Here is a 26,987-nt window from a genome sequence, read left to right as displayed (position 1 = left end):
TGGAAATTCGTAGAGCTAATTTATGCTCATAGCATCGCTAGTGGCGAAGAGCCACTCATTTCATCCCCTTCGATAGGAGAAGAAGCGTTGGCAGATAAATTATAGATTTTCACAATATCCGAATGTGCATTTACCGCTGCCTGTATGCGCTGAATAAAGATATTTACTGGCACATTACCGTCAAGTATGTTGCAGTCAAGAATTCTAGTACGAGGAGTGATTATAGATGATGATAGCTGCTGATTAATATATTTAAAGGCCACTCGGCTTGCTACCTTAGTTCCATGATCGCTATCTCCTCCACTAGAGTTTGGAGCAACCCAATTTTTGATGATTAACGATGATAATGACTCAGGGAACATTACACCGGAGTCCAAGACAGCGACAATCGGAAGCTCTTCTAAATTAACGCTAGGATCAAGCTCAAGTTCCCCCAAATCAATCGGGGCCTCTTGAGTAGTCTCTACATTAAAAAAATCTGTTTTCTCGATTCTATAAATTGCAGAATCGTTCTCGAACCGAGTCAATGTATTTGACGGGATAATAGCACGGACAACTGGCGTGTTATCCGATAAATAATATGGTGATTCCTGCACATGTCCTCGCGTTTCATTAATTTTTTCAATTAGCTGCGTCAGAGCAGAATGATACAAATGATTCTCTAAATTTGGTATCAGCATAAGTTGAATATCTAAGGTAATGGGTGTCTGTGCAGAAGCGGTTAATTTTCGCAATTCACTTGAATTCTTTTCGGAACCAATGTATGGTTTGAAATCTTCAATAAAATCGAAATAAGTTCTTCCACTGCCATTACGTGTATAAGCGTCAACCCGATTTCTTAACGTTTGGAACTGACTGCTTGTTGATGTCACGATAGCACTCCGTACATTTTTAACAGCTCTTACCTTCATACCATTAGAATCAAATAAACTCTGCTTATCTTGAATCTTCTCCCCATGAGGCAACTCGATATTAAATACAAGCAAATCCGAATCTGCTAAAGAATTGTCTGGAGCCGCTGCTTCCAATGTTTGCTTTATTACCTGCAAGCTGTGACTCAGTTTTGAACCATGCTCTGAAAAGGAAACATTCCTTTTTGTTGGCATCGCTCTTAAGGTTTTATCAACTCGTTGAACTTCCTCATCTGGAATCCAAAAATGACTTTTCTGCTCGTCACTCATCGCTCTTTTCCTCCTTATTGAACCGATAACTCAAAGTAGATTTAGAAATCCCCGTTATTTCTTCAAGTGTACGCATCGAAATGCCACTTCTATTTAACTTATATAGGGCACGGGTATAAGCATCGCTGTCTTCGCTAACCAAAAGAGAGGACTGCTTAACCCATACATTCGCAATATCTTCTTTTGTGACAATTTTAGTTTTGTGTTGCATAATGCAGTATTTGGCTAGAGCCTGTAAAAAGGTGCCAACTTGAGCTCCGCTCATTCCTTCTGTTAAAGTTGTAAGGATCTTAATGTCCATTTCGTAAAGTTCAAGTGTCTCATTAATAAATTTAGTGATAATGCTTTCACGTTGCTGTGCATTCGGTAGTTCTAATAAAATTGATGTATCAAATCTTCTCCAGATTGCTGGATCAAGAAGATGATGATGATTGGTTGCCGCAACTAAAAACACGTTAACAGGCATTGAGTCCAAATTTTGAAGCAGTGTTGTCACTACCCTTTTTAATTCGCCTAATTCGTGCGCATCATCCCTTTTTTTAGCTATGGCATCGAACTCATCAAGAAACAGCACAATTCGTTTGTTTTTAACAAACTCAAAAATTTTTCTTATATTGGTTCCCGTCTGACCTAGATACGACGAGACAAGTCCATCTAGCCTTACATAAGCAACTGGAATATCGATTTCTCCTGCAATTGCATTAGCCGTTAATGTCTTGCCGCAACCAGGAGGTCCACAAAGTAATATCCGATTCGTCGGAGAAACACCTTTAGTTAACAAATCCTCCGCTTGCTTTTGCTCCTCAATAATTTGAAGCAAAGCTTCTTTCGTTTTTTCTGGCAATGCTACATCAGACAATTTGACTTTTGGCTGCAATACCTCAATCAATTCTAAAGCGCTATCCTTATCTTTAGGAGTAGGTAATGCGCTTTGCAAAGAAAACGACATTTCGGATAGTGGACTCGAGTTAAACGATATATTGTTTTTTTTATCATAAGAATAGGCGCTCATAAGAGCATTAGATAATGAAGAATTTCCTTTTCGTTCTTCATCACTTGCCAAATTCTCAAGAGCTTTCCTAAAGGCATCCTCATTTCCTGAGCAATGCGCCTCAATTAATTTAATTATCAAACCTGACTTCATTTGTTCCCCTCAATTCTTAGACATACTAATTATGTACTAAATTATAATCCACCATCTCGTTTAAGTCAAACTTAAATTTGGACAACATTGGACAAATGATGGTTTTATCAGGTTAAAACTGCATTTAATAACGATATTTCCTTTTGATTAACACGGCATGTGATTGGACATTATTGAACTTTATTGCATATAAAAAGAGAACGCCTCCGAAGTTGAAGGGACGTTCTCTTGGATATTCCTCGTTTAAAACAATCCGCCGTCAAAAAAGTTCGCAAAACTATTCACTTGCGTTCAACATATCTACACACCCGACGTCCAAATCCAAATCCAAAACGACGGAAACCTCGATTTTGTCTTTGAGCAGCTTGTTTTTGAAGTCGCTGCCGTCCTTCGTAAAGGTCATAAATCGCGCAAAGTGTTGAAAACAAAGGATTTCTACGTATCGATTCGTTGTATTCCTATTACGCACTCCACATGTGTTGTATGCGGAAACATATCCACCGGCTGCACCTCTACCGTACGGTAGCCACCGGCTTCGAGCACCTGCAGGTCGCGCGCCAGCGTGGACGGGTTACACGACACGTACACAACCCGCTTCGGCTGCATCTTCACAATCGTATCCAGCAGCGCTTGGTCGCAGCCTTTCCTTGGCGGATCAACGACCACCACCTCAGCCACGATCCCCTCTTTCCGCCAGCGAGGAATTACATCCTCCGACAGCCCAACAGCAAACTCGGCGTTCTCAATGTCGTTCAGCTCAGCATTTCGTCGCGCGTCTTCGATTGCCTCCGGAACGACCTCCACGCCATACACGCGTCCGGCGCGGCGAGCCAGGAACAGCGAGATTGTGCCGATGCCGCAGTAGGCGTCGATAACCGTCTCCTCACCCGTCAGTCCGGCATACTCCACGGCCTTGCGGTACAACGCCACGGTCTGCGCCGGATTCACCTGATAGAACGACCGCGCCGAAATCGCGAACCTTATCCCATCCAACTCATCATAGATAACGTCATTTCCCCAAAGCACCCGCGTCTCATCACCAAAAATCACATTCGTGCTCTTCTTGTTCACGTTCTGCACGATGCTGCGAACATCGGGCAACGCGGCTCGGATGCCCTCGACAAACTCCTGTACATTCGGAATCTTTGTCCCGTTCGTGACCAGCACGACCATCGTTTCGCCCGAGACGAAGCCTGTCCGTACCACGACATGCCGCAGCAGGCCCCGGCCGCTGCTCTCATCGTACGCGGTCACGCCGAGGCGCGAGCCGATTTCCTTCACGCGGCAAACCGCGTCGTCGTTGCGCTCGTGCTGAATCAAGCACGCGTCCATATCCACGATGCGGTGCGAGCCGCGCGCATAGAAACCGCCTATCAGCGAGCCGCTGGCGCCGTCCTCGAGATCGGCCATCGCCATCCCAATCGGGACCTGCGCCTTGTTGCGGTACCGCCACGGATCGTCCATGCCAATGGTCGGATGGACAATGACGCCTCCGCCGCTACCTTCCCCCGCAACCTCCAGCTTCCCGATCCGCACCAGGTTGTCCACCACATGCCGCCGCTTCCACGCGAGCTGCGCAGCATAGCTCATATGCTGCAGCTGGCAGCCGCCGCACTGCTTATAGATCGGGCAAGGCGCAGCCACCCGATCACTACTCGCCTCCAGCAGCTCCAGCATTTTCGCATAGCCGTACGTCTTCTTCGTCTTGAGCACCTTCGCCCGCACGCGTTCGCCGGGAAGCGCCCCCTGTATAAAAAGGGTAAAGCCGTTCACACGGCCTACCCCTTCGCCCTCATGCGTCAGGCCGACGATGTCGGCGACGACCTCTTCATTTTTGCCGACCGGAATGCCGGTTCCGGCCCCTTTCCCTTTGCCGCTCATAGCCCCTCCTGTCACGCTGTCACCGGTACGTCGACGCGCCCTGCTCATCCACGAAAATCTTCAGATGCGACGGCAGTATCGAGAACGTGCACGGCAGCGTGCCGCCGTATTCGCCGTCCAGGTTCAATTGCACGTAATCCTGGGTCGTCACCCGCAGCTCGTTCGTCTTGAAATGCAGCACATGCGAATCGTTCAGATGCTCCCCGCGCAGCGCCATCGTGGCGATCCGGATGAACTCCGGGAGGTTGCACTTCTTCACGACCAGTACCTCGAACAGGCCGTCCTCCAGGCTCGCATCTGGCGCCAGCCGCTCGAAGCCGCCGACCGAATTGCTGTTGCATATGAGAAAAAGCTGGATCTCCTCGTGAATCACCGGATGCCCCGCAGCCTGAATGATCATCTCGGAGGGCCGCAGCCGCGTCATTTTCTCCAGCCCCTTCATGTAGTAGGCGAGCTGGCCGATCATCGTTTTCAGCTTGCTGGGCACCTCATAGGTGAGCTCCGTCAAAGAGCCCCCGCCCGCAATGTTGATGAAATACCGCTGGTTCGCCTTGCCGACATCGATCAACCGGGCATACTGCTGGACGATCAGGTCGCACGCATACTCCCAATGCTTCGGAATGCCAAGCGCTCGCGCAAAATCATTGGTCGTCCCCAGCGGCAAAATGCCGAGCGGCGGCCGGTTCACGTGCTCCCCCATCCCGTTGATGACCTCGTACAACGTGCCGTCACCGCCGGCTGCAATGATGATGTCGAAGCCGCGTTCGATCGCGTCCGCCGCCGCCAGCGAAGCGTCGCCCTCGCCGACCGTCGCGTGGCAGCTCGTTTCGATGCCGCCCAATTCAAGCCGCTGCAGGATGTCCGGCAGGCGCCGCTTGATCTCCTCCCGACCCGAGGTCGGATTGTATATCAGTCTTGCCCTTTTGATCGTCAAACTTACTCCACTCCGTTCACGATGAGCGATTACTCTCATCATAGCCGAAATCGCCGGCAATTCCCAGTCAACGGGCTTCCATATCCGCGAGCCACTCCCCGATCTGCCGCTCCATCCACCGCGAAATATGCGGATTCGGCAGCAGCGCGCGCCCGTTGTACCGGTAGTCGAAGCCGGCAAGCCGCCCCGGAATGACCGTACTCGTAAAATACCCCCGGCTCAAAAAGAGCGGCGCCACCAGCACCGCCTCACCGCCATTTCCACTGTCGGCACCTGCCTCCGTACCGCCCACGCCCGAGCCCGCAACCTCGCCTGCCTCCGAGCCGCTCGCTCCCGAGCCCGCCGCACGCCTGCGCGTCAACGCCTTCATGACGCAGGCCGCCTGATCGGGCAGCAGCGTCGCAATCTCCGCCCGCTTGAAGCCGCCCAGCGCGCGCACCCGCTCCGCGAGCCGCATCATGCCGGTCCGCCAGACGCGGTTCAAACCCTTCTCACGGCTGCCGTGCGCGACGAGCAGCAGCGTCTCCCGCTCCGGCGCAACCGACAACTCGCGCACATTCCCGTAGACGATCTCCGCGATGACCGGGTCATCGTCAATCGGCCGGCCAACCGTGACCGAGGCCTCGCGCACCGTGAACGGCTCAAGCTCCCCTTCCCGGTACGCCGCCGCCGGCTGCCCGAACGCTTGCGCGATGTCGTCCACATGCGTGCTTCCGGAGGATACGAACAGCGGCAGCACATAAATATGCGTCACCCCGTCCGCCTCGAGCGCGTCGACGCCGTCCTGGATCAGACGCCCCTCCACAATCTCCAGAAATGAAGAAACGACCGGCATGCCTGCCGGACGTCGAACCGAATCTACCGCTTCATCGACCAGCGCCACCCAATCGGCGTCCCGAGAGCCGTGGCTGATGACGAGCACACCCGGCTTCATCGCTTATCTTCCCAAACGCCCGAGCGCCATCGAATACCCGTCGTTGCCGTAGTTGAGGCACCGCTTGACGCGCGAGATGGTCGCCGTGCTCGCGCCGGTTTCCGCTTCAATCTGATTATACGTCGAGCCCTTGCCCAGCATGCGCGCCACCTCGAGCCGCTGCGACAGCGATTGGATCTCGTTCACCGTGCATAAGTCGTCGAAAAAAATATAGCATTCCTCCACCGTCTTCAGCGTCAGCACCGCCTCGAACAGCTGGTCGATCGATTTGTCGTTCAGCTTTTTGAGCTGCATGGAAGTCACCCCTATGAGAACTTTAACTGGAACTTGTATGCTCATTGTATTGCGTTTCGGTCGTTTTTTCAAGCATTACCGTATTCACGCTTTACAGGACAGAAGAGCCGCCAACCGGTGAAAGCAAAGCTTCTCGGCTCAACTCCGGCGTCCGCCGATCCGATATTAGAGGTGAGCGGCCAAATAGCCTTAAGGGGTTTCCGCATATCATAAACTTGTATGAGACGGTTCCGGGAGGTGATCGCATGAACCAACAAAATCCGCTGCTGCTGTCCGTCGTCGGCGTCTTTCTTCTCATTTTCGGCGTCACCGACATCATCTTTTTGAACAAAATCGTCGGTATAGGGTTGACGGTCGCCGGGCTGGCCATCGGAGTCGCCGGTTTAAAGCGCTGGAACGATACAAAAAAGCGATAACCGGGCATCCGTCCAATCCCCGCACCTGCCTACCCCATAGACTGTTAGAAAAAAAGGATCGTGATACCACGTGACTCATTCACGCAACTATCCGGGTATGCGCAGCTTCCAGCAGCCTTTGGAGAACGGCGGCGCCATCCCCGGCATCAACGACCCGTTCGCGCTCGGAGGCGGCGCCGCGCCGGATCCCGGTTTATTCGGCGGCGGCGGTGCGGGCCTGAACGGCTTTCAGCCGGGGCAGAACCTGCCGGGGCTTTACCCCGGCGCCCAGCAGGTGTTTCCGAGCGGGGCCCCGATGGCCAAACCCGGCGGCTTCTCGCTCAGCAACCTGGGCGACCTTAAAGTGATGATCGACAGGTTCGGCGGCATCGACGGCATTGTGGCGACGGTGCAAAAGGTGCAGAAGGTCGTCTCCAGCATGCAGCAGATGGCGCCGATGCTCAAGCTGCTGGCCGGCTCGCTCGGCAAGAAAAAAAAGGCGGCCGTAGCGGCCGACGACGAAGAGTACATTCCGCCGAGACGCCGCAGACGCAGACGCCGCAACGGCTCAACCTCGCGCCGCCGGGGCGGCAAAAAGCCGACGCGGCGCTGAACCGCGCCCGCTCCCCGTCTCCGCACAAAATGGCCCGTCCGATGTCGCAATCCCGCGCGACACGGCTGGGCCATTTTCCGCTGTCTCCTATCTGCGTCTTCCCCGACATCCGCTCACCGATTCCCGCACACCTCGCCTTCTCCCGTTGTCCCTGCCTGTACCTGTGCCTATGCCTTCTCGCGGCGGCGCAACCGTTACTTCGCCCGGCTGTTCGCGCGTTCCATGTCGCGTTCGCCCTGCGCGCTCTCCAGCTCCTGCGGATTGACGGTATCGCTGGCGTTGCCGTACTCCTCCAGGGCCGCCCAGGCATCCGCCTCGTCGAACCGATCGTCCTGCCGCCGACGCGCCTCGCCCGCGCCGGACGGCGGCGCCGTCATCACTTCCTCCTCGACCGGCCGCGCGTCGCTGAGACCGCTGTCGGCATGCCGGATGCAACGCAGCGTCTCCGGCACCGACTCCAGCCGCTCGAACGGAATGTCCTCGCCGCACACCTCGCACGTCCCGTATTCGCCTTCCCGCATCCGTGCCAATGCGCGCTCCACTTCGTTTAACCGCTCGCGGGAAGCGTCATCCAGCGCCATATCCTGGCTGCGCTCGAACGTTTCCGTTCCGAATTCCGCCGGATGGTTGTCGCAGGACGACAGCTCGCCCATCGAGACGGCCGGCGAATCCCTCCGAGCCTCCAGATGGTCCGTCAGCCGTTCGCGCTCGTCGGTGAGCAGCTTTTTGAGCCGCTTCTGCTGTTCCACTTTCAATTGCATCATGATAAGCCCTCCTCGTCACGGATTCTCTCCTATTACCCGAATAAAACGCCATATGACACAAAAAGCCGCTGCGGCTCCGGGCCGCCCGCCGGCTCCCGCCGCCCGGTTTCGACAGTGAACGCGCGCCTCCATCCCCGCTGCATGTCTCGGGACCGATCGCGCAGCCGCTACCTGAGGGCCATTTTCCCGCTTGCGGGCACGATTGTGACGGCTTTCGGTCGGCTAGTCTGAGCCAGGCGAATCATTTTCGATTAAAAGCTCGAATTTTTGGGTAAGCCCCTGCCGGGACGGGTAATGTCCCATGAAACCTAATGGAGGTGAAGGAATAGATGGAACAAAGGCTGGAACGGCGGCCGTTCGGGAGAACGGACATGACGGTAAGCGTGCTGGGCTTCGGCGGAGCGGAGATCGGGATGGAGGCGATGGATGTCGGTCAGGGCGAGGCGGCCAAGCTCGTGAACGAGGCGCTCGACCTGGGCATGAACGTGCTGGACACGGCTCCAAGCTATGACACAAGCGAGGAGCTGATCGGCAGGGCGGTTTCGCACAGGCGGCAGGAATATTACCTGTTCGGCAAATGCGGCGAAGGCCGCAGTGTCGGCCTCGAATACCCGGACTGGGATGCCCGCAACGTTCGCCCGAGTGTGGAGCGGAGCCTGAAAAGGCTGCGAACCGACTACCTCGACCTGCTGCTCATCCACAGCTGCACGGAAGCCGTCCTTCGGCAGGGCGACCTGATCGATGCGGTCAAGCGGATGAAGGAAGCCGGATTGACCCGCTATATCGGCTACAGCGGCGACAGCACCGACGCCTTATATGCGATCCGGACCGGCGTGTTCGACGCCCTGCAAACGTCGCTGAACATCGCGGACCAGGAGGCGATCTCCTTGACGCTGGGCGAGGCCGAGGAAAGGCAGATGGGCGTAATCGCCAAAAGGCCCGTCGCCAACGTCGTCTGGGAACGCTCGCCGGACAGCCCCAACTATCCCCGAACCTACTTGGACCGGCTGCGCAAGCTCGATTACCCGTTCATGAGCCGCAAACCGGGCACGATGCTCGAATGTGCCATCCGGTTCACGATATCCGTTCCGCAGGTGAGCACCGCCATCATCGGCACGACCGATCCGAAGCACCTGAAGGACAACGTCTCGTGCGCCGCCAAAGGCAAGCTCACCGCCACCGAGATGAACGAGATCCGCACCCGCTGGCAGGAGGTTTGCGAGCCGGCGTGGGCGGGCATGAAATAACAGGCGCGAAACATGCGGACAAAGACGCAACGGAGCCGGCCCGGCTCCGTTTGCTTATGCTCTCATACGCGCATCCTGCCTGCGCGTGCATGCGCCGCGTCCCGCTTGCGCCTGCACGCGCGCCGGTCGACTGGCGTCCGTTCGAATATTGTCCGAACTGCCGCTGCCCTCTTTTCCCTGCCCGTTCCCCCGCAACCCGTGTTATACTGGGACTATGCAGCATATTCGCCTGACCAGTCACACCATATCCGCCGGGAGGGGACTCATTCATGACCGTCAACTTTCTGGCCGGCGTGTTTCTGCCGGTGAGCAACCTGGAACGATCCGTCGATTTCTACACGAAGGAGCTTGGCCTGCGCTGCCGGGGCATCGAGCGCTGGGGCGAATCGCGGGCCGCCACGCTTTTTACCCATCCTGACAAAGACGACTACGGCATGCTCTGCCTGGAGGAGACGGCCAGCAAAATCGTGCCTGCCCCGAAGCCGTTTTTCAACCTGAATGTGAGCGGCGTCGAAGCGCTCCACAAGTCGCTGCACAACCGGTTCATTCGCGTATCCGACCTGGAAGTCTGGGATTCGCCCTGGAACACGCATATGATGTTCGATGTCTACGATCCCGACGGGCATCCGATCAACCTGATCGAATGGGCGCCCAAGGAAATCTGCTGACGCCGGATTAATACCGGCCGATGCCTGCCGATACCCACCGACACCCACCGACACCCACCGGTGCGCTCAGCCTGATAACCCGCCGAACGCAAACATGCAGCCCGCCTTCTCTGGAAGGACGTGCTGCATGTTTTTGCGCCGGTTACTGATAAGTGACATGCCCGGCCAACGGCGTATCGTTCGGTACGACGTGATAGTAGGTTTTGCCCGGGACAAAAGGAAGCTCGCTGCCGTCCTTCATAATCCGGATCACGCCGTCGCCGCCCCGCTCCCACGTCGCCTCGACCGCCTTGCCGAGCTGGAACAGGATGGCCGGTCCGCCCGACTGCAGATCCACCTCGAGCCGGCCCTCATCGTCAAGCACCTTGTGCGCCGCGCTCAGCACGACCAGATTCGCCGCCTTCAGCTGTTCGCCGCTCGTCCGATCGGTGTGCGGCTTGCCGTTGACCGAGCGTGAATACAGCTGCGTCGCCGCGTCGTAGGCGTAAGAAACCTTATAGTTCTTCAACATGAACTGCAGCTCAATGGCCGTTGCATCGGCGCCGGCGGGCGGCGCGGCCGTCTCCATGAACCGGAACACCGGCACGCTCGCAGTTGCGTCATAGCCCTTCTTGTCCGCGGCCTCGCGCAGCTTGTCTAGGCTGGAGTACAGATTATGCGGCGCCTTGCGGGATTTGTCCCGGTAGAAAAAGCCGCTCGCGTTCGTAATTTCGTCCAGATAGGGCTTATCCCGGCGCTGTAAAATCGCGTAGGCGTCCTGGCTGCCGCCCGCATGGGCAATGATCGAGCCGAACGATTCGGCAATATCGATCAGGTAAGGCCGGATGCTGCGGATCGGGCCGATCGGACCGGTGAAGGCATCGCTCTGGAAAATCGCGACGAGCCGTGTAATGCCGCCCTCCGCCAGCACCTCCCAAACCATGTCCGCTTGCGGGAGTCCGGATTGCGGACGCGCCGGGCCGAAGTTGTTGATCATCACGGCTACCGGCCGCACAGTCGATTCCGCCTGCAGCGGCAGGCCCGTCAGCGGCGATGCATAAGCCGCGGACGGCTCGGCCGGAGCGGCATCCCGCCCTTCCGTATCCGCCGTTTCCACCGTGTCCTCGGTCAGATTGCCTGCCGTTGCGCCTTCCGCAATCGGACCGTTATTCCCGCCCTGGCTGCAAGCCGTCACCAAAAGCGTCATCCATAGCGTGAGCAGCAATGCCGGCCGGACTGCCGTCAGGTTACGCATCAATCGGTTCTCCCATCCTTTACGCCTCTTGTCGGTTATTCCCGCTCCTTCCATTTAACCATATTCCTTGGCGTTTGTCCCTAGTTGCGTTCGTTTCAGATGCTCCAATGATGCCATTCCTGCTGCCGCTTTTCCTGAAGCGCCAGCCAATCGACCGTATGGCGGATCGCTTCCTCCTGATGGCGTCGGGTCGAGTAGGTATGATCCGCCTGAAATATGATTTCCTTGTCGCAAATGCCCTCGGAACGCGTCCACAATACCTTCTGCAACAGAAAGCTGTAATCGGCCGGGATGACGTCGTCGCTCGTCCCGTGAAGCAGCAGCACGTCGCCGCCGAAACGGACGGCCGTCTGAAAAGGCTGATGCTCGGAGAGCGATTCGAAAAAAGCCGGCTGCAAGGAATAGCCCGCGTAGTCGGTGCTTCCTTTCTGGACGGCTTCGTCGTACCCTTTGCGCCCGACGATCCGCACGATATCGTTGAACGGATAGCCGACCGCCGACCAGAGCACAAGGTGCTTGACCCGTTTGTCACGGACCGCGGTCAACAGCGCCGTCGCCCCGCCGAGGCTGTGGCCGAGCAGCGTAACGCGCCGCGCGTCGACAGAGTCCATGTCGTGAACGTAATCCAGAGCCGTCCGGGTCTGGTCGATCATCGAGTCGAGGCCGAGCGAACCGTAGTCCCCGGTGCTCTCCCCGCAGCCGCCGTAATCGAAGCGGAGCACGTAATAGCCGGCGTCCGCCAGCGCGCGCGCCGTCTTCACGAACAGCCGGTCTACCCCGATCCGGCTGCCGACGAAACCGTGGCATATAATGACCGCAGGAGACTTCGCCGCTCCGTCCGTCCGTTTCGGATAATGCAAGGTCGCCGCAAGCTCCAATTCGGCATGCCTCAACGTCAACGCTTTCTCCATAACTGCCGCACTCTCCTTAAAACATTTTAATCCGATTAATTTACTTGGTTATATAATACGTGTGCGATTTACAATTGTCAACGATCGGCTTATATTTCCCCGTTATATCCGTTTACCTATTGAATGACACTCTTCAGTTCAACCTATATAATCAGAAAAAACCCCGCTTCACCGACAGGGCGGCGAAACGGGGTTGCGGATGAATGCCGGGCTGAACCGGTGCTGGAAGCTTCTCGGCGGCGGCGTCACCATACACATCGTCCTTGCGGCAGAGAGCAACCGGTCAGTCGGATGTGTAAGAACGGGGACCCGCGGAGGACAATGACCGCATCACGGCGCCGTCTCGAGGAACGTCGTGTTCGGGTTTTTGTCCATCGCCGTCCGCATCGCGTATTCATTCTCGAACAGGACAACGTAATGGCCGTGTTTGTCCTTGACGAGCTGCGAGTTGATCCGGTACTTGGACGGATCGACCTCGCCGGCGAGCCAGCGCGCGAACTGGAACGGCATCCGGTGAAGCTGGATGTCGACGCCGTATTCGCCCTTCATCCGGTACTCGAACACCTCGAACTGCAGCTGTCCGACAACGCCCAGAATCGTCTCCTCGAAGCCGCCGGTCGACTGGAACACCTGGATCGTGCCCTCCTCGGTCAGCTGGTCGATCCCTTTCTGGTACTGCTTATGCTTGAGCGCGTTCTTGACCGTCACCTTCGCGAACAGCTCCGGCGAGAACGTCGGAAGCTCGTCGAACGTAATTTCGCTGCCTTGGGACAGCGAGTCTCCGATCCGGAAAATGCCCGGGTCGAACAAGCCCACAATGTCGCCCGGGTACGCCGACTCGACGATATCCCGGTCCTGCGCGAGGAACTGCTGCGGCTGGGACAGCTTGATCTCCTTGCCCGCGCGCACATGCTTGACGCTCATGCCGCGGTCGAACCGGCCGGAGCAAATGCGCAGGAAAGCGATCCTGTCGCGGTGGGCCGGATTCATGTTCGCCTGGATTTTGAAAATATAGCCGCTGAACTTCTCGCTCGTCGGCTCCACCTCGCCGTTCGTGCTCTTGCGCGGCGTGGGCGCGGGTGCCAGCTTCAGGAAGTTTTCCAGAAACGTCTGCACGCCGAAGTTGTTGACCGCGCTGCCGAAGAACACCGGCGTCAGCTCGCCGCGGCTTACTTTCTCAAAGTCGAACGGGTCGCCCGCGACGTCAAGAAGCTCCAGCTCCTGGCACAGCTGGTCGTGAAGAAATTCGCCCGCCATCTCGCGGATGACCGGGTCCGTGTAACTGTTGACCTTGCGCACTTCGATCTTGGAATGATCCTTGCCCTGGAACAGCTCGACCTGGTTGTTCATCCGATCGTACACGCCGCACAGATCGCGGCCCATGCCGATCGGCCAGTTCATCGGCACCGAACGGATGCCGAGCACCCGCTCGAGCTCCTCCATCAGGTCGAACGGGCTTTGGCCCTCGCGGTCGAGCTTGTTGATGAAGGTGAAGATCGGAATGCCGCGTTTGCTGCATACCTGGAACAGCTTGATCGTCTGCGCCTCGACGCCTTTGGCGACGTCGATCAGCATGACCGCGCTGTCGGCCGCCGTGAGTGTCCGGTACGTATCCTCGCTGAAATCCTGGTGGCCCGGGGTATCCAGAATGTTCACCCGGTGGCCGCTGTAGTCGAACTGCATCACCGAGGAAGTAACGGAGATGCCCCGCTGCTTCTCGATTTCCATCCAGTCGGACGTCGCGTGGCGGCTCGCCTTGCGCGCCTTCACGGAGCCGGCCTCGCGGATCGCGCCGCCGAACAGCAGCAGCTTCTCGGTCAGCGTCGTTTTGCCGGCGTCCGGGTGGGAGATGATCGCGAACGTCCGCCTGCGTTCGACCTCCTGCTTGATTTCTTCGGTTAACGGTTTGCTCATGCTACGTAATTCCCTTCTATCTGAAACATAGTCCGGGCTCCTATACCTGCTGCGCCGCGCTGGCGGATTGATTGTCCGCCATATGCCGCAAAGCGGCTCAAGCGTTGCCGATCAGAAAAGCGCGCGCCGGCGCGCCGTCGATACCGGTCAGCTTCAAAGGCGCAATGACCATGAAATACGTGCCGGGCGCGACGTCCTTCAGACGGAGCCCCTCCGCGATAATGATCCCGTTGCGGAAAAGCGGCCGGTGCGTCGTGTACTCCGGCTGCGACCGCTCGATGCCGAGCGAGTCGATGCCTACGCCGCGAATGCCCGCTTCGATCAAGTGGCGCGCGCCGTCCTCGTTGACGAAAATGAAGTTCGGGTCAAACGCTTCGGTGAACGAGTTTTGCGTTTTCAGCAAAATCCACTCGCCGCGCTGCAGGTTGTGCGGCTTCAGGTCCCCGCTGCCGATGCCGTCCATGCCGACATGCGTCAGATCAAGCACGCGGCAGGTGCCGACGAGCTGCTCCAGACCGATCGTTTCGATCGTCGCTCCGTCCTCCAGCATATGGAGCGGCGCATCGATATGCGTGCCGCCGTGGCAATCGAGATCGATCCGCGTTTCATGCGTTCTGCCGGTCTGGAAATTCGAGGAATTGTAGATTTTCGGCTTCTTCTCCTCTTTATTTTTGTACACCGTCATGCCGTCTTCGATCGTCATGGAAATATCGATGATTTTGAACATGATTAAGGACCTCCTTCGGTACTTGCTTTTATGGCCTATTCGCGGCTGACGGCTCCCGCAAAATGCGGGAGCCGTTCGCGTGACGCGTTTATCATTTTTGGCTGTTCGTCACCCAAATGACGTTGTCCTCGTCCTGGCCGTTTACCGGCCACCAGAAGAAGCCGTCCTCGCCGAGCAGAATGTCCGTTTTCTTCGGCCCCCACGATCCGGCCGGGTACGTCAGCAGGTCGGAAGACGTTTCGCGCCATGCGGCCGCGATTTTGTCCACGAAGGTCCAGGCATGGGCCACTTCGTCCCATCGGGTGAAGTACGTGGAGTCGCCCTGAACCGCGTCGTGGATCAGCGTCTCGTACGCCTCCGGCGTGTTGATGCCGATCTGGCAGCTTTGGCAGAACTCCATCGCGACCGGCTGGATCTCCGAATCGGAGCCCGGGCGCTTTGCGTTGATTTTGATATAGATGCCCTCCATCGGGTTGACCCGGATGACGAGCAGGTTCGGCGACAGATTGCTCTTGCGCGAGAAAAGCACATTGTCCGGCGCGTTCTTGAACTCGATCACGACCTCGGTCGTCTTCACCGGCAGCCTTTTGCCTGTACGGATATAGAACGGCACGCCGGCCCAGCGGAAGTTGTCGACGAACACCTTGGCGGCAAAATACGTCTCGGTCGTGGACTCGGGATTGACCGAATCCTCCTGCCGATAGCCCGGCAGCGCCTTGCCCCGCAGCGAACCCTCCGCATACTGGCCGCGGATGACGTTCTTGCGCACATCGTCCGAGGACGCGAATCGGCGCAGCGAACGAAGCACCTTGACCTTCTCGTCGCGGATATCCTCCGGATGCTGGCGGCTCGGCGGCTCCATCGCGATCATGGTCAGCATCTGCAGCATATGGTTCTGGCCCATGTCGCGCAGCGCGCCGGATTTATCGTAATACCCGCCGCGGTCCTCGACGCCTACCGTTTCGGACAGCGTGATCTGCACGTTGGCGATATGCTTGTTGTTCCACAGCGGCTCGAAAAACGCGTTGGCGAACCGGATCACCTCGATGTTCTGCACCATTTCCTTGCCGAGGTAATGGTCGATCCGGAAAATTTCCTCTTCCCTGAACACCTGGCTGAGCTGCTCGTTCAGCAGCTGCGCCGACGGCAGGTCGTAGCCGAACGGCTTCTCGATGACCAGGCGATGCCAGCCCTTCGATTCCAGCAGGCCGCCCTCGCGCAGGTTGAACGATACGGGACCGAACAACTCGGGAGCCAGGGCGAGGTAAAAGAGCCGGTTGCCCGGGATGCCGAACTTCTCGTCGAGCTCATCGGACAGCTTGTTCAGCTCGCGGAAGCCTTCGGGATGATGGATGTCGAGCGACATGTAGACGAAATGCTGCGCGAACCGGTTCCACAGCTCGGAATCGGTCGGCTTGTAGCGGCAAAACTCGCTGATCGATTCGTACAGATCGGAACGGAATTGCTCGTTCGTGCGCGGACGGCGAGCCAGACCGATGACCGCAAAATCCTCCGCAAGCTTGCCTTCCTTATATAAGCTGAACAAGGCCGGGAACAACTTGCGTTTCGCAAGATCGCCCGTCGCGCCGAACAAATAAAATACAGCACCGGCGGTTGTCCCCGCCTGCTCATGGTTGAATGGATCTGTCATCGTTCCTCATTCTTTCCTATGTATTTTGGGTATTGACAGCTTTCACACGATATGTAGTGTACCATAATCGGGCAAGAATCGCTATCGAACGGCAAAAAAACCGACCGAAGCCGCGGCGGGCGGCGCTCCCAGGATGCAGTCCTCCGTGATGGTCGTCATTCCGCCGGTCAACCGCCGGCCTGCCGGTGCGGCGCCGGCTGCACCTTGACCGTTCCGCCGGCCGCGCCGACGAAAGTTGGGCGGATGTCCGTTGGGTGATCGACCATACGCGAACGCCCTTGGGTGAATACACTGCTTGCAGGAACATCAGGGAGGTGTCAACCACGTGGAACCGATTTACCCGCTTAACGAGGATCGGATCCGGCCGCTCTGCGGCAATGTCGTTTGCATCGTCATGAAGGACGGCACGGAGCATGTCGGCGTCCTGACCGGCTGCCGCGGAGGACGGCTGTATCTGAACGGCGACGCGTCGGGAACGGCCGGAGGCCCGAAAATCCGGGGCGACCGGGCGCAGGGCCGCAAGTCCAATTCGAAAAAAACGGCCAAAGGCAAGGCATCGTCGTCACTGCAGAAAGACGCGGCTTCGGATGCTTTTACGCAGGCGTGGGGTTACGGCGGCCCCGGCTACTATCCCGGCCCCTATTATCCGTTCGGCGCCGCGCTCGCGATCGATCTGGCGCTGATCGCTTTGCTGTTTCTCGTCCTTTAATGCGCATTGGCCGATCATTCTGTGAGAAGCCTTAAGCGCACCCATGACGCCGCTTGCGGCCGCTCGGCCCGCCGCCCGCGCTCGCGTCCGGTCCGGGCATTATCATCCGGTTCTATTTTCCGTAAAGGGCGGGAAGTCCCGCCAAAATACACAACAGCCTTTCCGGTCCCGTGGAGCCGAACGGCGTCGATGACTGGAAAGGCTGTCTCTGTATCTCCTATTGCAGCGGCCCGGCACCGGCTAGGGAAGCACGATCGTTTGGACGAGCGTGCCCGCCTCGGCTCCTTCCCGTCCGGCGGGAATGCGCAGCAATGCGTTCGCTCCCGGCAATGAAGCCATCATACTCGATTGGCCGAAGGCAAGCGGGTCGCCGTATAGCCGCCCTCCGCGTTCGAACAGCTTCGCGCGTACGAACCGCTCATGGGGCGAGCCCTTTGTGACCGCGGCGGCAAGCTCTGCCGTAACCGAGCGCGGCAGCGGATCGCTGCTGCCTTGCATATGCAGCAGCGTCGGCCGCACGAACAGCTCAAAGCCGACGTAACAGGCGCCCGGATTGCCGGAAAGCGCGAACAGCGGCTTTCCGTTCACCAGCGCCGCCGATGTGGGCGAGCCGGGACGCATGGCCACCTTGTCGAACAACAGGGAACCGCTCCATTCTCCTCCTGCCTGCGGCGCTCCGTACCATTCGGATTCGCCCGCCGTGCCCGCCGAAGGCGAAGCCGTTCCATTGGAGCCGACGTTCACGCTAGCGGCTGTCGCGGCTCCCCGGCGATACTCGTCCGCCTCGCCGCCCGATCCCGAAGCGTTTTTGAACCGCCGGAGCAGCACCGCCATAATGTCGCAGTCGCCGACCGAGACACCGCCTGTCGTCACAACGGCGTCCGCCTCGCGGAATGCGGCCGACAAAGCGGATCGGATCATCTCCGGATCGTCCGTCAGCCGCCCGTACGGCAGCGGCTCGCAGCCGGCGTCCGCCACGAGCGCGGCGACCATCGAGCTGTTGCTGTCGCGGATGCGGCCGGGCTCCAGCGGCGCCTCGATCGGCAGCAGCTCCGTGCCGGTCGCGAAAATCGCCACGCGCGGCCGCCTCACCACGCTCAGCTCGGCATAGCCGAACGTGCCGAGCAGCGCGATATGGCCCGGGCGCAGCCGCTCGCCGGGTCTCGCCACCTCGCTCCCGCCGCGGAATTCCTCGCCGCGGGGCGCGATGTTGCGGCCGGGCGCGACGGGCTGCTTCACCAGCACCGCCGCCCTGTCACCCGGCCCGGCCGCCGGGGCGTCCGCGGTCTGCTCCAGCATGACGACTGCGTCCGCCCCCTCCGGCACCGCCGCGCCGGTCATGATGCGCACGGCGGTGCCGGGCTCCACGATTGCGGCCGATATCTGCCCGGCCGCAATCGCGTCAACCACGCGCAGCGGCACCGGCCGTTCCGGCGTCGCTTGCGCGATGTCCGCTGCCCGGACGGCATACCCGTCCAGGCCCGAGCGGTCGAACGGCGGCCAATCCGCCGTCGCATACGCGTGCCCCGCCGGATAGCGGCCGCCGCAGCTCCACAGCGGAACAGATTCGGCGGCGAGCGGCCGCACCGCCTCCAGCAGCAGCCGCTGCGCGTCGTCCACGCGGACGGCACGGCGGTCAAACCGCGCTTTTCCCTGGAAATCCACTTCGTCGCCTCCTCCTTCCGACCGCATAATGGAATACTCCTGCGCAAGTCGCTCCGCAACGTGTCTCTCCGTCACCGAGCAGCCCTTAAAGCCGCCTTATCCCACCGGCCAGCCCAGCCCATCCGCATCTCATTGCGCAAGCCGATCAGACCTGAACCCATTCCTCGTTACCTCGTATCCGCTAGCTCCTATCGCGCTTCACCGCGACATCGCGCGCCGACATCCGTATCCATGCGCCCGGCGTCCACTCGTCCGCCCTCACTCCCCCGCCGCCGCAGGACATGCTAAAATAGGAGCGGAGGTGAATGTCCTTGCGGAAACCGGCCCTATGGACCGTCGTGCTGCTGCTTCTATCCGTAACCGCCATTCTCGGCGGAAATATGCTTGAACCGTTCAAGCCGGCGGCACCGATCGGCGGCTGGATGATCGGCCTGCTTTTTATGTTTGCAGCGGCCTTCGCCGCTTCCAAAGTATTCTCGGGCACCGACGACGAATAGCCGACCCGTTTATTAAGTCTACCAGAAATGATTGCTCTACGGTACCTTGTTCGCGAACTTACCCGACATCTTGTGCAGCGGCACGCCTTGATCCCCGATGCTTTCATTAGCCCCGGCCTCATGGCTGTTCCTCATTTTGTTCTGGCGCGACCGCCCCCAACCGTTCCGCATGCGTATAGACGTTCAACCGGTCCCCGCGCGCGAAGCCGACGGCGGTGATCCCCAAATCGTGCGCCAGCCTGAGCGCGAGCGCGGTCGGCGCGGACTTGGCCACCAGCACGGCCGCCCCGATTTTCGCCGTCTTCAGCAGCACCTCCGACGACAGCCGCCCGCTGAAAATAATCGCCTTGTCCCGCCCGGTCAAGCCGCCGCGCATGCAATGCCCGTACAGCTTGTCGAGCGCATTGTGCCTGCCGATATCGGCGCGCGCCGCCAGCGTCCGCCGCCGGTTCGGATCGTAGAGGGCCGCGTTGTGCACGCCCCCGGTTCTGCCGAACGCATCCGACGAACGCTGCAGCTCCTCCATTGCCTCCAGGCATTCTGCCGCCGTCATGCGGATGCGGGAGACCGACGTTTTCGCCGTTTTCGCGTCCGCCCGCAGGTAGAACTGTCTGCTTTTGCCGCAGCACGAGCCGATGACCCGTTTGCCGAAATCGGCTTCGGCCAGCGTGATTTTGCGCTTGAGCGCCACGTCCGCCATGCCTCTGCCCGCGTCCCAGTCGAGTCTCGCCACATCGTCCGGCCAAACGATCACGCCCTCGGAAGCCAGAAAACCGTAAATCAAGTCGTCAAGGTCGGTCGGCGAGCAGACGATCGTCGCAAATTCCATGCCGTCGAGCCGGATCGTGACAGGCGTCTCCTCCGCCACTTCGTCCGCGCCCGTCGCCCATGCGCCGTTCTCGAACCGCCGAACCGTCCATACGCCCGCCATTTGCTCCGGTGCATCCCTATCCATCTCCGCACCCACCTCCTTTCCGCCACAGCCGCCTCCGGCAAAATCACTCCGCGTCCAGCTCAAGCTCCCTTACCGGCCGCTCTTTATATTTCCGGTCTTTGCGGGCGCGGAACGCCTCCGCCTTCTCGAGCGTAACCGTCGCGTTGTACTCGGGAATGCCCGCCGCGGGCTCATACACGCCGGCCGGGAACAGCACGTTGCCCTCCGGCCAGAACAGCTCCAGATTGCCTTTCGCAAGCGGCGCCGGCTTCGCACGCCCGTAGAACGTGCCGTTCCGGTTGTGCAGCACGACCGGCTCGCCGTCCCGAAGCCCGAGCGATTCCGCATCCTCCGCGCTGACGAGCACGTCATGCCGGTCGGCCCCGTTGAACGGGTCGACCGCCGCATACACCATCGAGTTAAACTGCTTGCCCCGGCGCGTCGTCACGACAAAATGCCCCGATTCCCGCCGCAAGGCCGGGGACTCGATCGCCCACAGCCGGCCTTTGCCGTCCGGTGTCGGGCAGACGCCGCCCTCGCACAGCCATGCGCCGCCCCACTGGAACACGTCGCCCCGCTCCTTCAGCAGCTGGATGCCGTCGTAATTCGGCGCCGCCAATGCGATTTCGGCGCGGATCGCCTCCGCCGTCGCGGGAAGACGGCGCTCCGCCTCGTCCGGCATCACCTTCAGCGCAAGCTCGCGCAAAATCCGCCACTCCTCGCGCGCCTCCCCGATCCGCGGGCCGCGAATTTCCGGCGAGAAATAGACCATCCGCTCGGTTGAAGTGGACGTGCCGCCTCCCTCCATCTCGTAGCGGGTTTTCGCCGGCAGCACGATGACCGCCTCGCGGGCGTCGAGCAGCGTCGACGTGTTGAGCACGATATCCTGGTGGACACGAAGCTCCACGCTCTCGAGCGAGCGCCGCACCCGGTCCGGATCGGGCATCGTTTCCAGAAAGTTGCCGCCCGACGTATAGAACAGCCGCAGCTTGCGCTCATGCCCGTCCGGCAGCAGCGCGTTGTCCAGCGAGGCGCCGATGATGTCGCCCTGCCATTTCGGCAGCTCAAAGCCCCACAGCTTCTCGATCCGCTCGACGTCGCCGCCCTTGAATTCCCCGCCGGGCAGGCTGAACGGATCGGCGCCCATCTCGCCTGAGCCCTGTACGCCGCTGTGGCCGCGGATCGGCATCAGGCCGCATTTGTCCCGGCCGATAAAACCGCGCAGCAGCGCCAGGTTCGCCACCTGTGAAATGTTGTCGGTACCGAACCGGTGCTGCGTCAGCCCCATGCTCCACACGAACACCGCGCTCCTCGAGCCGGCCAGCAGCCCGGCGAATGACCGAATCCGCTCGCGGGAAAGCCCTGAGCCCCGCTCGATGGCGTCCCATTCCTGCTTTTCCGCATGCGCGCGCAGCTGCTCGTAGCCGTTCACGTGCTCCCGCACAAAAGCGTGGTCGACCGCCGAGCCCGGCTCGGCCGCCTCCATCGCGAACCAATGCTTCAGCACGCCGTTCATGAAGTCGATGTCGCCGCCGATGTTGACCTGGTACCAGTCGTCGGCCAGTTTCGTGCCGAACAGCGCGGACTCCGGCACCGACGGAATCCAGTAGCCGTCCATCGCCGGCTCGCGGTACGGGTTGATAACGATGATCTTCGTGCCGGCGCGTTTCGCCGCGTACATATACTTCGTCGACACCGGCTGGTTGTTCGCCGCCACGCTGCCCCAGAAAACGAGCACGTCGGTGCCGATCCAGTCCTTGTAGCTGCAGCTTGAAGCGCCGATGCCGACCGACCGCTTGAGCGCCGTCTTGGATGGCGAGTGGCAAATGCGCGACGCGTTGTCGATATTGTTGCTGCCGAGCAGCCTCGCCGTCTTGGCCGCCATATAGTACGTCTCGTTCGTAATGCCGCGCCCGGTCAGGTAGAACGCCGTCTGCTTCGGATCGACGCCCCGCAGCTTGCCCGCGATCCGCTCCAGCGCCTCCTCCCATCCGATCCGCCGGAACCGGTCTTCGCCGCGCTCGCGGATCATCGGGTAGGGCAGGCGGCCGAGCTCCCTGAGCTGTGCGCTGTCCAGCTTGCGCAGCTCTTCGATGCTGCCGAGCAGCTTCCCGTCCGGAATGGCCGGCGCCGTGTTGAGCCGCAGCACATTCAGTCTTGTCGTGCACAAATGAGGCCCGGTCAGCGTCCGGTCCCGCAGACCGGACACGCCGAGCGCGCACCCGTCGCATACACCCTGCGTCACAATCCGGTAGGCGTAGCCGAGGTTGTCGCGGTTTTTCCACGCTACCCTGATCGTGTCCCGGATATGATGCGGCTTCAGCTTTCCCAGCCCGAAAGGCACCGGACTTACCCACAGCCCCGGCCGCGGTTTGTTCGACAGGCGCACCGGCCCGCTATGTTTCGTCTTTCCCATCCATTGTTTCCTCCCCTGGAAAATCAAAACCGCCGCGGCCGGATACCCCTGCGCCCATTTCGCAGAAACATCGAACCGTGGCGGTCAATCTCCGGCAGAACCGCTCGCAGAACCGCTCGCAGAACCGCTGCGCCGCGTCAAACCGCTGTGTTCTTATATTAGCAAGAAAGCGCATTCCATACAATCCGGTCGGTTCCGTCTTGACTAAACCGTCCGATACCGATTATGGTCAGAGCAGCACCGTTATGCAGGAGGAATACGCATGCCCGAACCGAGCCCCCTCATCGTCCAAATCGTCGGCTACAAAAACACGGGCAAAACGACGCTCGTCTGCCGGCTCGTCGAACGCTTCAAAGCGGACGGCCGCGTTGTCGCCACCCTGAAGCACGACGCGCACGCATTCGATATGGACCGTCCGGACACCGACACCTGGCGGCACCGCCGAGCGGGAGCCGATATGACGGCGATCGCTTCGCCGGACCGAACGGCGATTCTGTACGAACAGACGACCGGTCCCGACGAGCTTGTCGCAGCCGTCACGGCCCGCGGCGCCGAGATCGTGATCGTCGAGGGCTTCAAAGCGGCCGGCTACCCCAAGCTCGTGCTCATCAAGCGGACTGAAGACGCCGAGCTTCTTCATCGGCTCAGCAGTCCTGCCGCTGCCATCGTCTGGCCTGACGCGCTTTTGCCCGATCCGCCTGCCGGCCTTCCCGTCCTCCGCATCGACGACATCGACGCCATTTACACCCTTGTGCGGAACATGGACGGCGGGCGAATGCGTCCGGTCTGATTACCGCCCACGGAAAAAGCCGCCGCAAGCCCGGGCTGTCGAACCCTGGGCCGCGACGGCTTTTTCGGCCGCTCTATCGTTCGTTCTGCGTCATTTCCATCAATCTGTAGAGCACGACGGCCGCCTGATCGCGTTTCACCGGCGTTTTCGGCGAGAAGCTCCGGCCGTTGACCGAGCCCATCAATCCGAGCTCGGCGGCAGCGCGGACATGCGCTTTCGCCCACGCGCCGACTGCGCCCTCGTCCGAGAACCCGATGTCCTTCGTAATCGGAATGTCCGACAGCTTCCTGCCGGTCAGGTTCAGATAAGCGTTCACGGACATCACCGCCAGCTGCTCTCGGGTGATTGCCGCCCCCGGCGCGAACCGGCCGGCCGCCACGCCGCTCACCAGATCGGCTGCGCGTGCGGCATAGACGGCGTTCTCGTACCAGGCGCCCTTCGGCACATCCTTGAATGCCGCCGCTCCCGGCGCCGATGCCTCAAGCCGCAGCGCCCGGGCGAACAGGACGGCGAACTGCGCCCTCGTCACTTGCGCGCCCGCATCGAAGCGGCCGCCCGTGACGCCCGACACGATTCGGCGGGCCGCCAGCGCTTCGATTTCCTTGCGCGCCCAATGGGCCTTGATATCCGGGAACGTGGCGCTTACTTCCATTACCGCATAGAGCGAAAAATGCGCCAATCGCACCGTTACGGTGCCGGCCGCGGCGTTATAAGCACCTCCGACATACTCCCATGCCTTCGACGCTTCGTTGAAGGTAAAGACGCCGAGCTGATGCGCGTTCGCGATCCGCGCCGGATCGACGGCAAAGCTGACTTCCAGCGGACGGCTGAAGCTGCTGACCGATCGTCCGTTCACCGACAGGCTGAAATCGTAAATCGGCGACAGCACTCGCGACGAAGCGGGGGCCGCGGCCGTTCCGGTTTCCGCGGCCTTGAACTCAACCGGCCCGCTCAAACTACCGGCGGCACCGAGCGCGTTCGGAGGCAGGGTCAGCCGGAAATCGCCCATATTAACCGATATCGACTTGTTCCGCTCGTCCGCTTTTTGCAGCACGGAGCCGTCCAGCTCGACGGTCCCTGTGCCCCGAAGCGACGGATCGACGTCCACCGTTACAACAGGTTCGCCGCCGTCCAGCCGTTCCAGCAGCTTGTCCGTCTCCGGCTTGAACCGGTCCGGCTTCTGCGCGGGTTGGTTTTCAGCGGGCGGCGTTGCAGGTGCCGGAGCGGGAAACGGGAATGGGAACGGGAACGGGGCGGGCCCTGGCGCAGGTGCTGGCCCCGGCGATGGTGCCGGCACAGGCACCGGTGCGGGTCCCGGCACAGGCCCCGGCGATGGTGCCGGCGCAGGTGTCGGTTGGACAACCGCCGGGGCGGGCGAAATCGTATACGCATAGAACGCCTCGTCGCCGACTACATTGTTTTTAACGGTAAACGTACGCAATTCACTATTTTTCGAGATTTGCAAGGTTTTGCTCTCGGTCAGCTGCCCGGATTCCTCCGCTCCGCCATGGTTCAGCTCATAGTAAACGACGTCGTCCGGATACAGGGATGTAATCGTAACGGACCGGGCGCCCGCATAAGTGCCTGCGGCAAGGCTGACCTGCGGCTCCATCGGGCGATTGACCAGATGAACCGTGTTTGACGACCGGCTCTCCCCGAGCAGCGTATCGTTCCAGCTGGCATAGTACGTATAATGATACACGTCGTCAATACCATAGGTGACCTCCGCGACCGCCTTGGCATATCCGTCCTCCAGCGTCACGTCGATGAAGCCCGCCGAAGTGTCGCCGTTCCTGTACATATTCAACTCATTGTATGACTTCATCTCCAGACGGACCGGTGCGTCCACGACGGCGACGCGGCCGAAGACATCCCGCATGTAAACGTCAAAGGTCACGGTCGCCGGCGCTGTCCGGTCCGTTTCCACAGGGGTGACCTGCAGGAAAGGGATTTCGGTGGCGCGCACGCCGTCGATCGCGCCCATTCCGTAGATCATCCCCTCGTTCAGCGGCTCCCCCACCAGATTGCCGCCGGTGTAACCGCCATAATCCACCGTCTTCAACGCCGATCTGCTTCCGGAGGAGCGGATAATCGTACGGATCGATTCATTCGTTAAAGAAGGCGCGTTGGCCTTCAGCAGCGCCGCCAGCCCCGCCACAAACGGAGCAGCCTGCGACGTGCCGGACAGATAAGCGTAATTGCCGCCCAAATAGGTGCTGAAAATGTTGACGCCCGGCGCCACCACATCGACCTTGCCCACATTCGAAAAATCGGCCAGCGCATAGCTCATATCCGCCAGCTGCGCGTAGGCGCCGACGCTGATTACTTCTTCGTAAGCCGCAGGATAGATCGTCGGTTTGGCCATCCGGTAACCGACCCCGGGCGGACTCATGATATTGCCGGCTTCGCTGCCGACCCAGTGATTGCTTTCGTTGCCGGCGGCGGCCACGACTATGATGCCTTTGTCCGTCGCTTCCCGGATCAATTCGTGCAGAATTTTGCTGTCTTCCGCCGCGCCGAGGCTCATATTGATGATGTCCGCGCCGTTATCGATCGCATAGCGGACGCCGCTCGCGGCCTGCGCGGTCGTGCCCTCGCCATCCGCGTTCAACACTTGGACCGGCATGACGCGCACGCCCGGCGCTACGCCGGAGTACCCGGACGCGCCCGCGGCCTGCGCCGCGATGATACCGGCCACATGCGTGCCGTGCCCATGCTCGTCCACAGGCCCGGCATCGTTATAGACAAAGTCGTACCCGGGCAGGATCGCTGCCGATAGGTCGGGATGCGAGGCATCGATGCCCGTATCGAGCACGGCCACGATCACCTCGCTTTTTTGCGCGGGAGTCGTCAATGCTTGCGCCTGCTCGAGCCGGGAAGCGATTTTCCCCCAACTCTGCATATAAGGATCCAACTCCCCGGACCAATACAGTGCTTGCGCATCGGTGCCGTACGCCCCGGCTTTCGTGATCTTGCCGGGCTCCCCGACGCTCGCCAGGCTCGTCCGGTATACCGGTTCCGCATATTCCACGTTCGGATCCCGGTTCAATTCGGCGATTTTATCTTCAACCTCTATTTGCTCGTTAAACGCAACGGCTTTGACAAACGGCGTGACGGATTGGACGCCCGCTGCCGTCCGCCGCTGCGGCTGAGGACGTTTGTATTTGACGAGCACCTGTCCGGGCACGATTTCCGCCTCGTCCACGCTCATTTCGGGGGACGGAACTTCCGGCTCGGCGGCCGCCTCGCGAGACAAGACGGCAGGCGCAAGCAGTCCGACGGCTATGGAGAGCACAAGCCACTTGTGGACAACATTCTGGAACAACCGATTCATGCAAAACCTCCGATGAAGATATAAAATAGAACAATATGACAATCCGGCCTGTCCGACAAAAACATCCGGTATCGCTGCGGCACGATTGCGGGAATAACTGTAACTATTCAGTAAACCCGCTTAAATAAGCTGAAGCTGTTTTCGGAATTG

At 59.7% G+C, this 26,987-nt stretch carries 23 protein-coding genes; 7 read left to right on the top strand and 16 right to left on the bottom strand.

Annotation, left to right across the window (positions count from 1 at the left end; genetic code table 11):
• Positions 1-26 precede the first annotated feature (26 nt).
• The 6 genes from RWM61_RS15675 to RWM61_RS15650 form a co-directional block, all read right to left on the bottom strand.
• Positions 27-1,181, bottom strand: coding sequence for a S8 family serine peptidase (locus RWM61_RS15675; RefSeq protein ID WP_314002452.1), 1,155 nt, complete (start codon positions 1,179-1,181; stop codon positions 27-29).
• Complete coding sequence (locus tag RWM61_RS15670) at positions 1,174-2,325, bottom strand: ATP-binding protein (protein WP_314002450.1); 1,152 nt, start codon at positions 2,323-2,325, stop codon at positions 1,174-1,176. The genes RWM61_RS15675 and RWM61_RS15670 overlap by 8 nt, the downstream gene beginning before the upstream one ends.
• A gap of 435 nt (positions 2,326-2,760) precedes the next feature.
• The gene (gene rlmD, locus RWM61_RS15665) at positions 2,761-4,206 is read right to left on the bottom strand and encodes a 23S rRNA (uracil(1939)-C(5))-methyltransferase RlmD (RefSeq protein ID WP_314002448.1); all 1,446 of its coding nucleotides are present in this window, start codon (positions 4,204-4,206) and stop codon (positions 2,761-2,763) included.
• A 19-nt stretch (positions 4,207-4,225) separates the two neighbouring features.
• A complete protein-coding gene (locus RWM61_RS15660) occupies positions 4,226-5,179 on the bottom strand; it encodes a diacylglycerol kinase (protein WP_314002454.1) in 954 nt (317 codons plus the stop codon).
• 28 nt (positions 5,180-5,207) lie between these two features.
• A complete protein-coding gene (locus RWM61_RS15655; protein WP_314002446.1) occupies positions 5,208-6,074 on the bottom strand; it encodes a CbiX/SirB N-terminal domain-containing protein in 867 nt (288 codons plus the stop codon).
• Between the two features lie 3 nt (positions 6,075-6,077).
• On the bottom strand, positions 6,078-6,368 hold the full coding sequence (locus RWM61_RS15650; protein WP_036581486.1) for a YerC/YecD family TrpR-related protein: 291 nt from the start codon (positions 6,366-6,368) through the stop codon (positions 6,078-6,080).
• 245 nt (positions 6,369-6,613) lie between these two features.
• On the opposite strand from RWM61_RS15650, the gene RWM61_RS15645 reads away from it, so the two are divergent.
• Both RWM61_RS15645 and RWM61_RS15640 read left to right on the top strand, forming a co-directional pair.
• Complete coding sequence (locus tag RWM61_RS15645; RefSeq protein WP_314002442.1) at positions 6,614-6,784, top strand: hypothetical protein; 171 nt, start codon at positions 6,614-6,616, stop codon at positions 6,782-6,784.
• Between the two features lie 70 nt (positions 6,785-6,854).
• Positions 6,855-7,376, top strand: a complete 522-nt coding sequence (locus RWM61_RS15640) for a hypothetical protein (protein ID WP_314002440.1) — start codon at positions 6,855-6,857, stop codon at positions 7,374-7,376.
• Positions 7,377-7,570: 194 nt separating this feature from the next.
• Here RWM61_RS15640 and RWM61_RS15635 read toward each other — a convergent pair whose 3' ends face one another.
• On the bottom strand, positions 7,571-8,140 hold the full coding sequence (locus RWM61_RS15635; RefSeq protein ID WP_314002438.1) for a TraR/DksA C4-type zinc finger protein: 570 nt from the start codon (positions 8,138-8,140) through the stop codon (positions 7,571-7,573).
• 341 nt (positions 8,141-8,481) lie between these two features.
• Here RWM61_RS15635 and RWM61_RS15630 point away from each other — a divergent pair, with 341 nt between their 5' ends.
• Positions 8,482-9,387 (top strand): aldo/keto reductase, encoded by a 906-nt coding sequence (locus RWM61_RS15630; protein WP_399538792.1) that lies wholly within the window; start codon positions 8,482-8,484, stop codon positions 9,385-9,387.
• 269 nt (positions 9,388-9,656) lie between these two features.
• Entirely contained in the window at positions 9,657-10,055 is a 399-nt protein-coding gene (locus RWM61_RS15625; RefSeq protein WP_314002435.1) for a VOC family protein, read from the top strand.
• Between the two features lie 142 nt (positions 10,056-10,197).
• On the opposite strand, the gene RWM61_RS15620 is transcribed toward RWM61_RS15625, so the two are convergent.
• From RWM61_RS15620 to zwf, 5 genes are all read right to left on the bottom strand, one after another.
• Positions 10,198-11,289: a DUF3048 domain-containing protein gene (locus RWM61_RS15620; RefSeq protein WP_314002433.1), complete on the bottom strand. Its 1,092-nt coding sequence runs from the start codon at positions 11,287-11,289 to the stop codon at positions 10,198-10,200.
• Positions 11,290-11,384: 95 nt separating this feature from the next.
• Positions 11,385-12,200 (bottom strand): alpha/beta fold hydrolase, encoded by an 816-nt coding sequence (locus tag RWM61_RS15615; RefSeq protein ID WP_314002431.1) that lies wholly within the window; start codon positions 12,198-12,200, stop codon positions 11,385-11,387.
• Between the two features lie 330 nt (positions 12,201-12,530).
• Positions 12,531-14,114, bottom strand: a complete 1,584-nt coding sequence (locus RWM61_RS15610) for a peptide chain release factor 3 (protein ID WP_314002429.1) — start codon at positions 14,112-14,114, stop codon at positions 12,531-12,533.
• A gap of 97 nt (positions 14,115-14,211) precedes the next feature.
• A complete protein-coding gene (locus tag RWM61_RS15605; protein ID WP_314002427.1) occupies positions 14,212-14,841 on the bottom strand; it encodes a cyclase family protein in 630 nt (209 codons plus the stop codon).
• 91 nt (positions 14,842-14,932) lie between these two features.
• Positions 14,933-16,492: a glucose-6-phosphate dehydrogenase gene (zwf, locus tag RWM61_RS15600; protein WP_314002425.1), complete on the bottom strand. Its 1,560-nt coding sequence runs from the start codon at positions 16,490-16,492 to the stop codon at positions 14,933-14,935.
• A 325-nt stretch (positions 16,493-16,817) separates the two neighbouring features.
• On the opposite strand from zwf, the gene RWM61_RS15595 reads away from it, so the two are divergent.
• Positions 16,818-17,201: a hypothetical protein gene (locus RWM61_RS15595; RefSeq protein WP_314002423.1), complete on the top strand. Its 384-nt coding sequence runs from the start codon at positions 16,818-16,820 to the stop codon at positions 17,199-17,201.
• Positions 17,202-17,441: 240 nt separating this feature from the next.
• Here the strand turns inward: RWM61_RS15595 and RWM61_RS15590 are convergent, their stop codons facing one another.
• Positions 17,442-18,866 (bottom strand): molybdopterin molybdotransferase MoeA, encoded by a 1,425-nt coding sequence (locus tag RWM61_RS15590; protein WP_314002421.1) that lies wholly within the window; start codon positions 18,864-18,866, stop codon positions 17,442-17,444.
• A gap of 305 nt (positions 18,867-19,171) precedes the next feature.
• On the opposite strand from RWM61_RS15590, the gene RWM61_RS15585 reads away from it, so the two are divergent.
• A complete protein-coding gene (locus RWM61_RS15585) occupies positions 19,172-19,363 on the top strand; it encodes a hypothetical protein (protein ID WP_314002419.1) in 192 nt (63 codons plus the stop codon).
• 118 nt (positions 19,364-19,481) lie between these two features.
• Here the strand turns inward: RWM61_RS15585 and fdhD are convergent, their stop codons facing one another.
• Positions 19,482-20,318: a formate dehydrogenase accessory sulfurtransferase FdhD gene (gene fdhD / locus RWM61_RS15580; RefSeq protein ID WP_314002417.1), complete on the bottom strand. Its 837-nt coding sequence runs from the start codon at positions 20,316-20,318 to the stop codon at positions 19,482-19,484.
• 43 nt (positions 20,319-20,361) lie between these two features.
• Positions 20,362-22,713, bottom strand: coding sequence for an FdhF/YdeP family oxidoreductase (locus RWM61_RS15575; protein WP_314002415.1), 2,352 nt, complete (start codon positions 22,711-22,713; stop codon positions 20,362-20,364).
• A 262-nt stretch (positions 22,714-22,975) separates the two neighbouring features.
• Between RWM61_RS15575 and mobB the strand changes: the two genes are divergently transcribed.
• Positions 22,976-23,503, top strand: coding sequence for a molybdopterin-guanine dinucleotide biosynthesis protein B (gene mobB / locus RWM61_RS15570; protein WP_314002413.1), 528 nt, complete (start codon positions 22,976-22,978; stop codon positions 23,501-23,503).
• Positions 23,504-23,576: 73 nt separating this feature from the next.
• Here the strand turns inward: mobB and RWM61_RS15565 are convergent, their stop codons facing one another.
• Positions 23,577-26,837, bottom strand: a complete 3,261-nt coding sequence (locus RWM61_RS15565) for a S8 family serine peptidase (protein ID WP_314002411.1) — start codon at positions 26,835-26,837, stop codon at positions 23,577-23,579.
• Positions 26,838-26,987 lie beyond the last annotated feature (150 nt).

The sequence above is a fragment of the uncultured Paenibacillus sp. genome (assembly GCF_963515335.1).
In the GTDB taxonomy this organism is placed as follows: domain Bacteria; phylum Bacillota; class Bacilli; order Paenibacillales; family Paenibacillaceae; genus Paenibacillus_I.
This window is presented reverse-complemented; position numbering and strand designations above follow the sequence as displayed.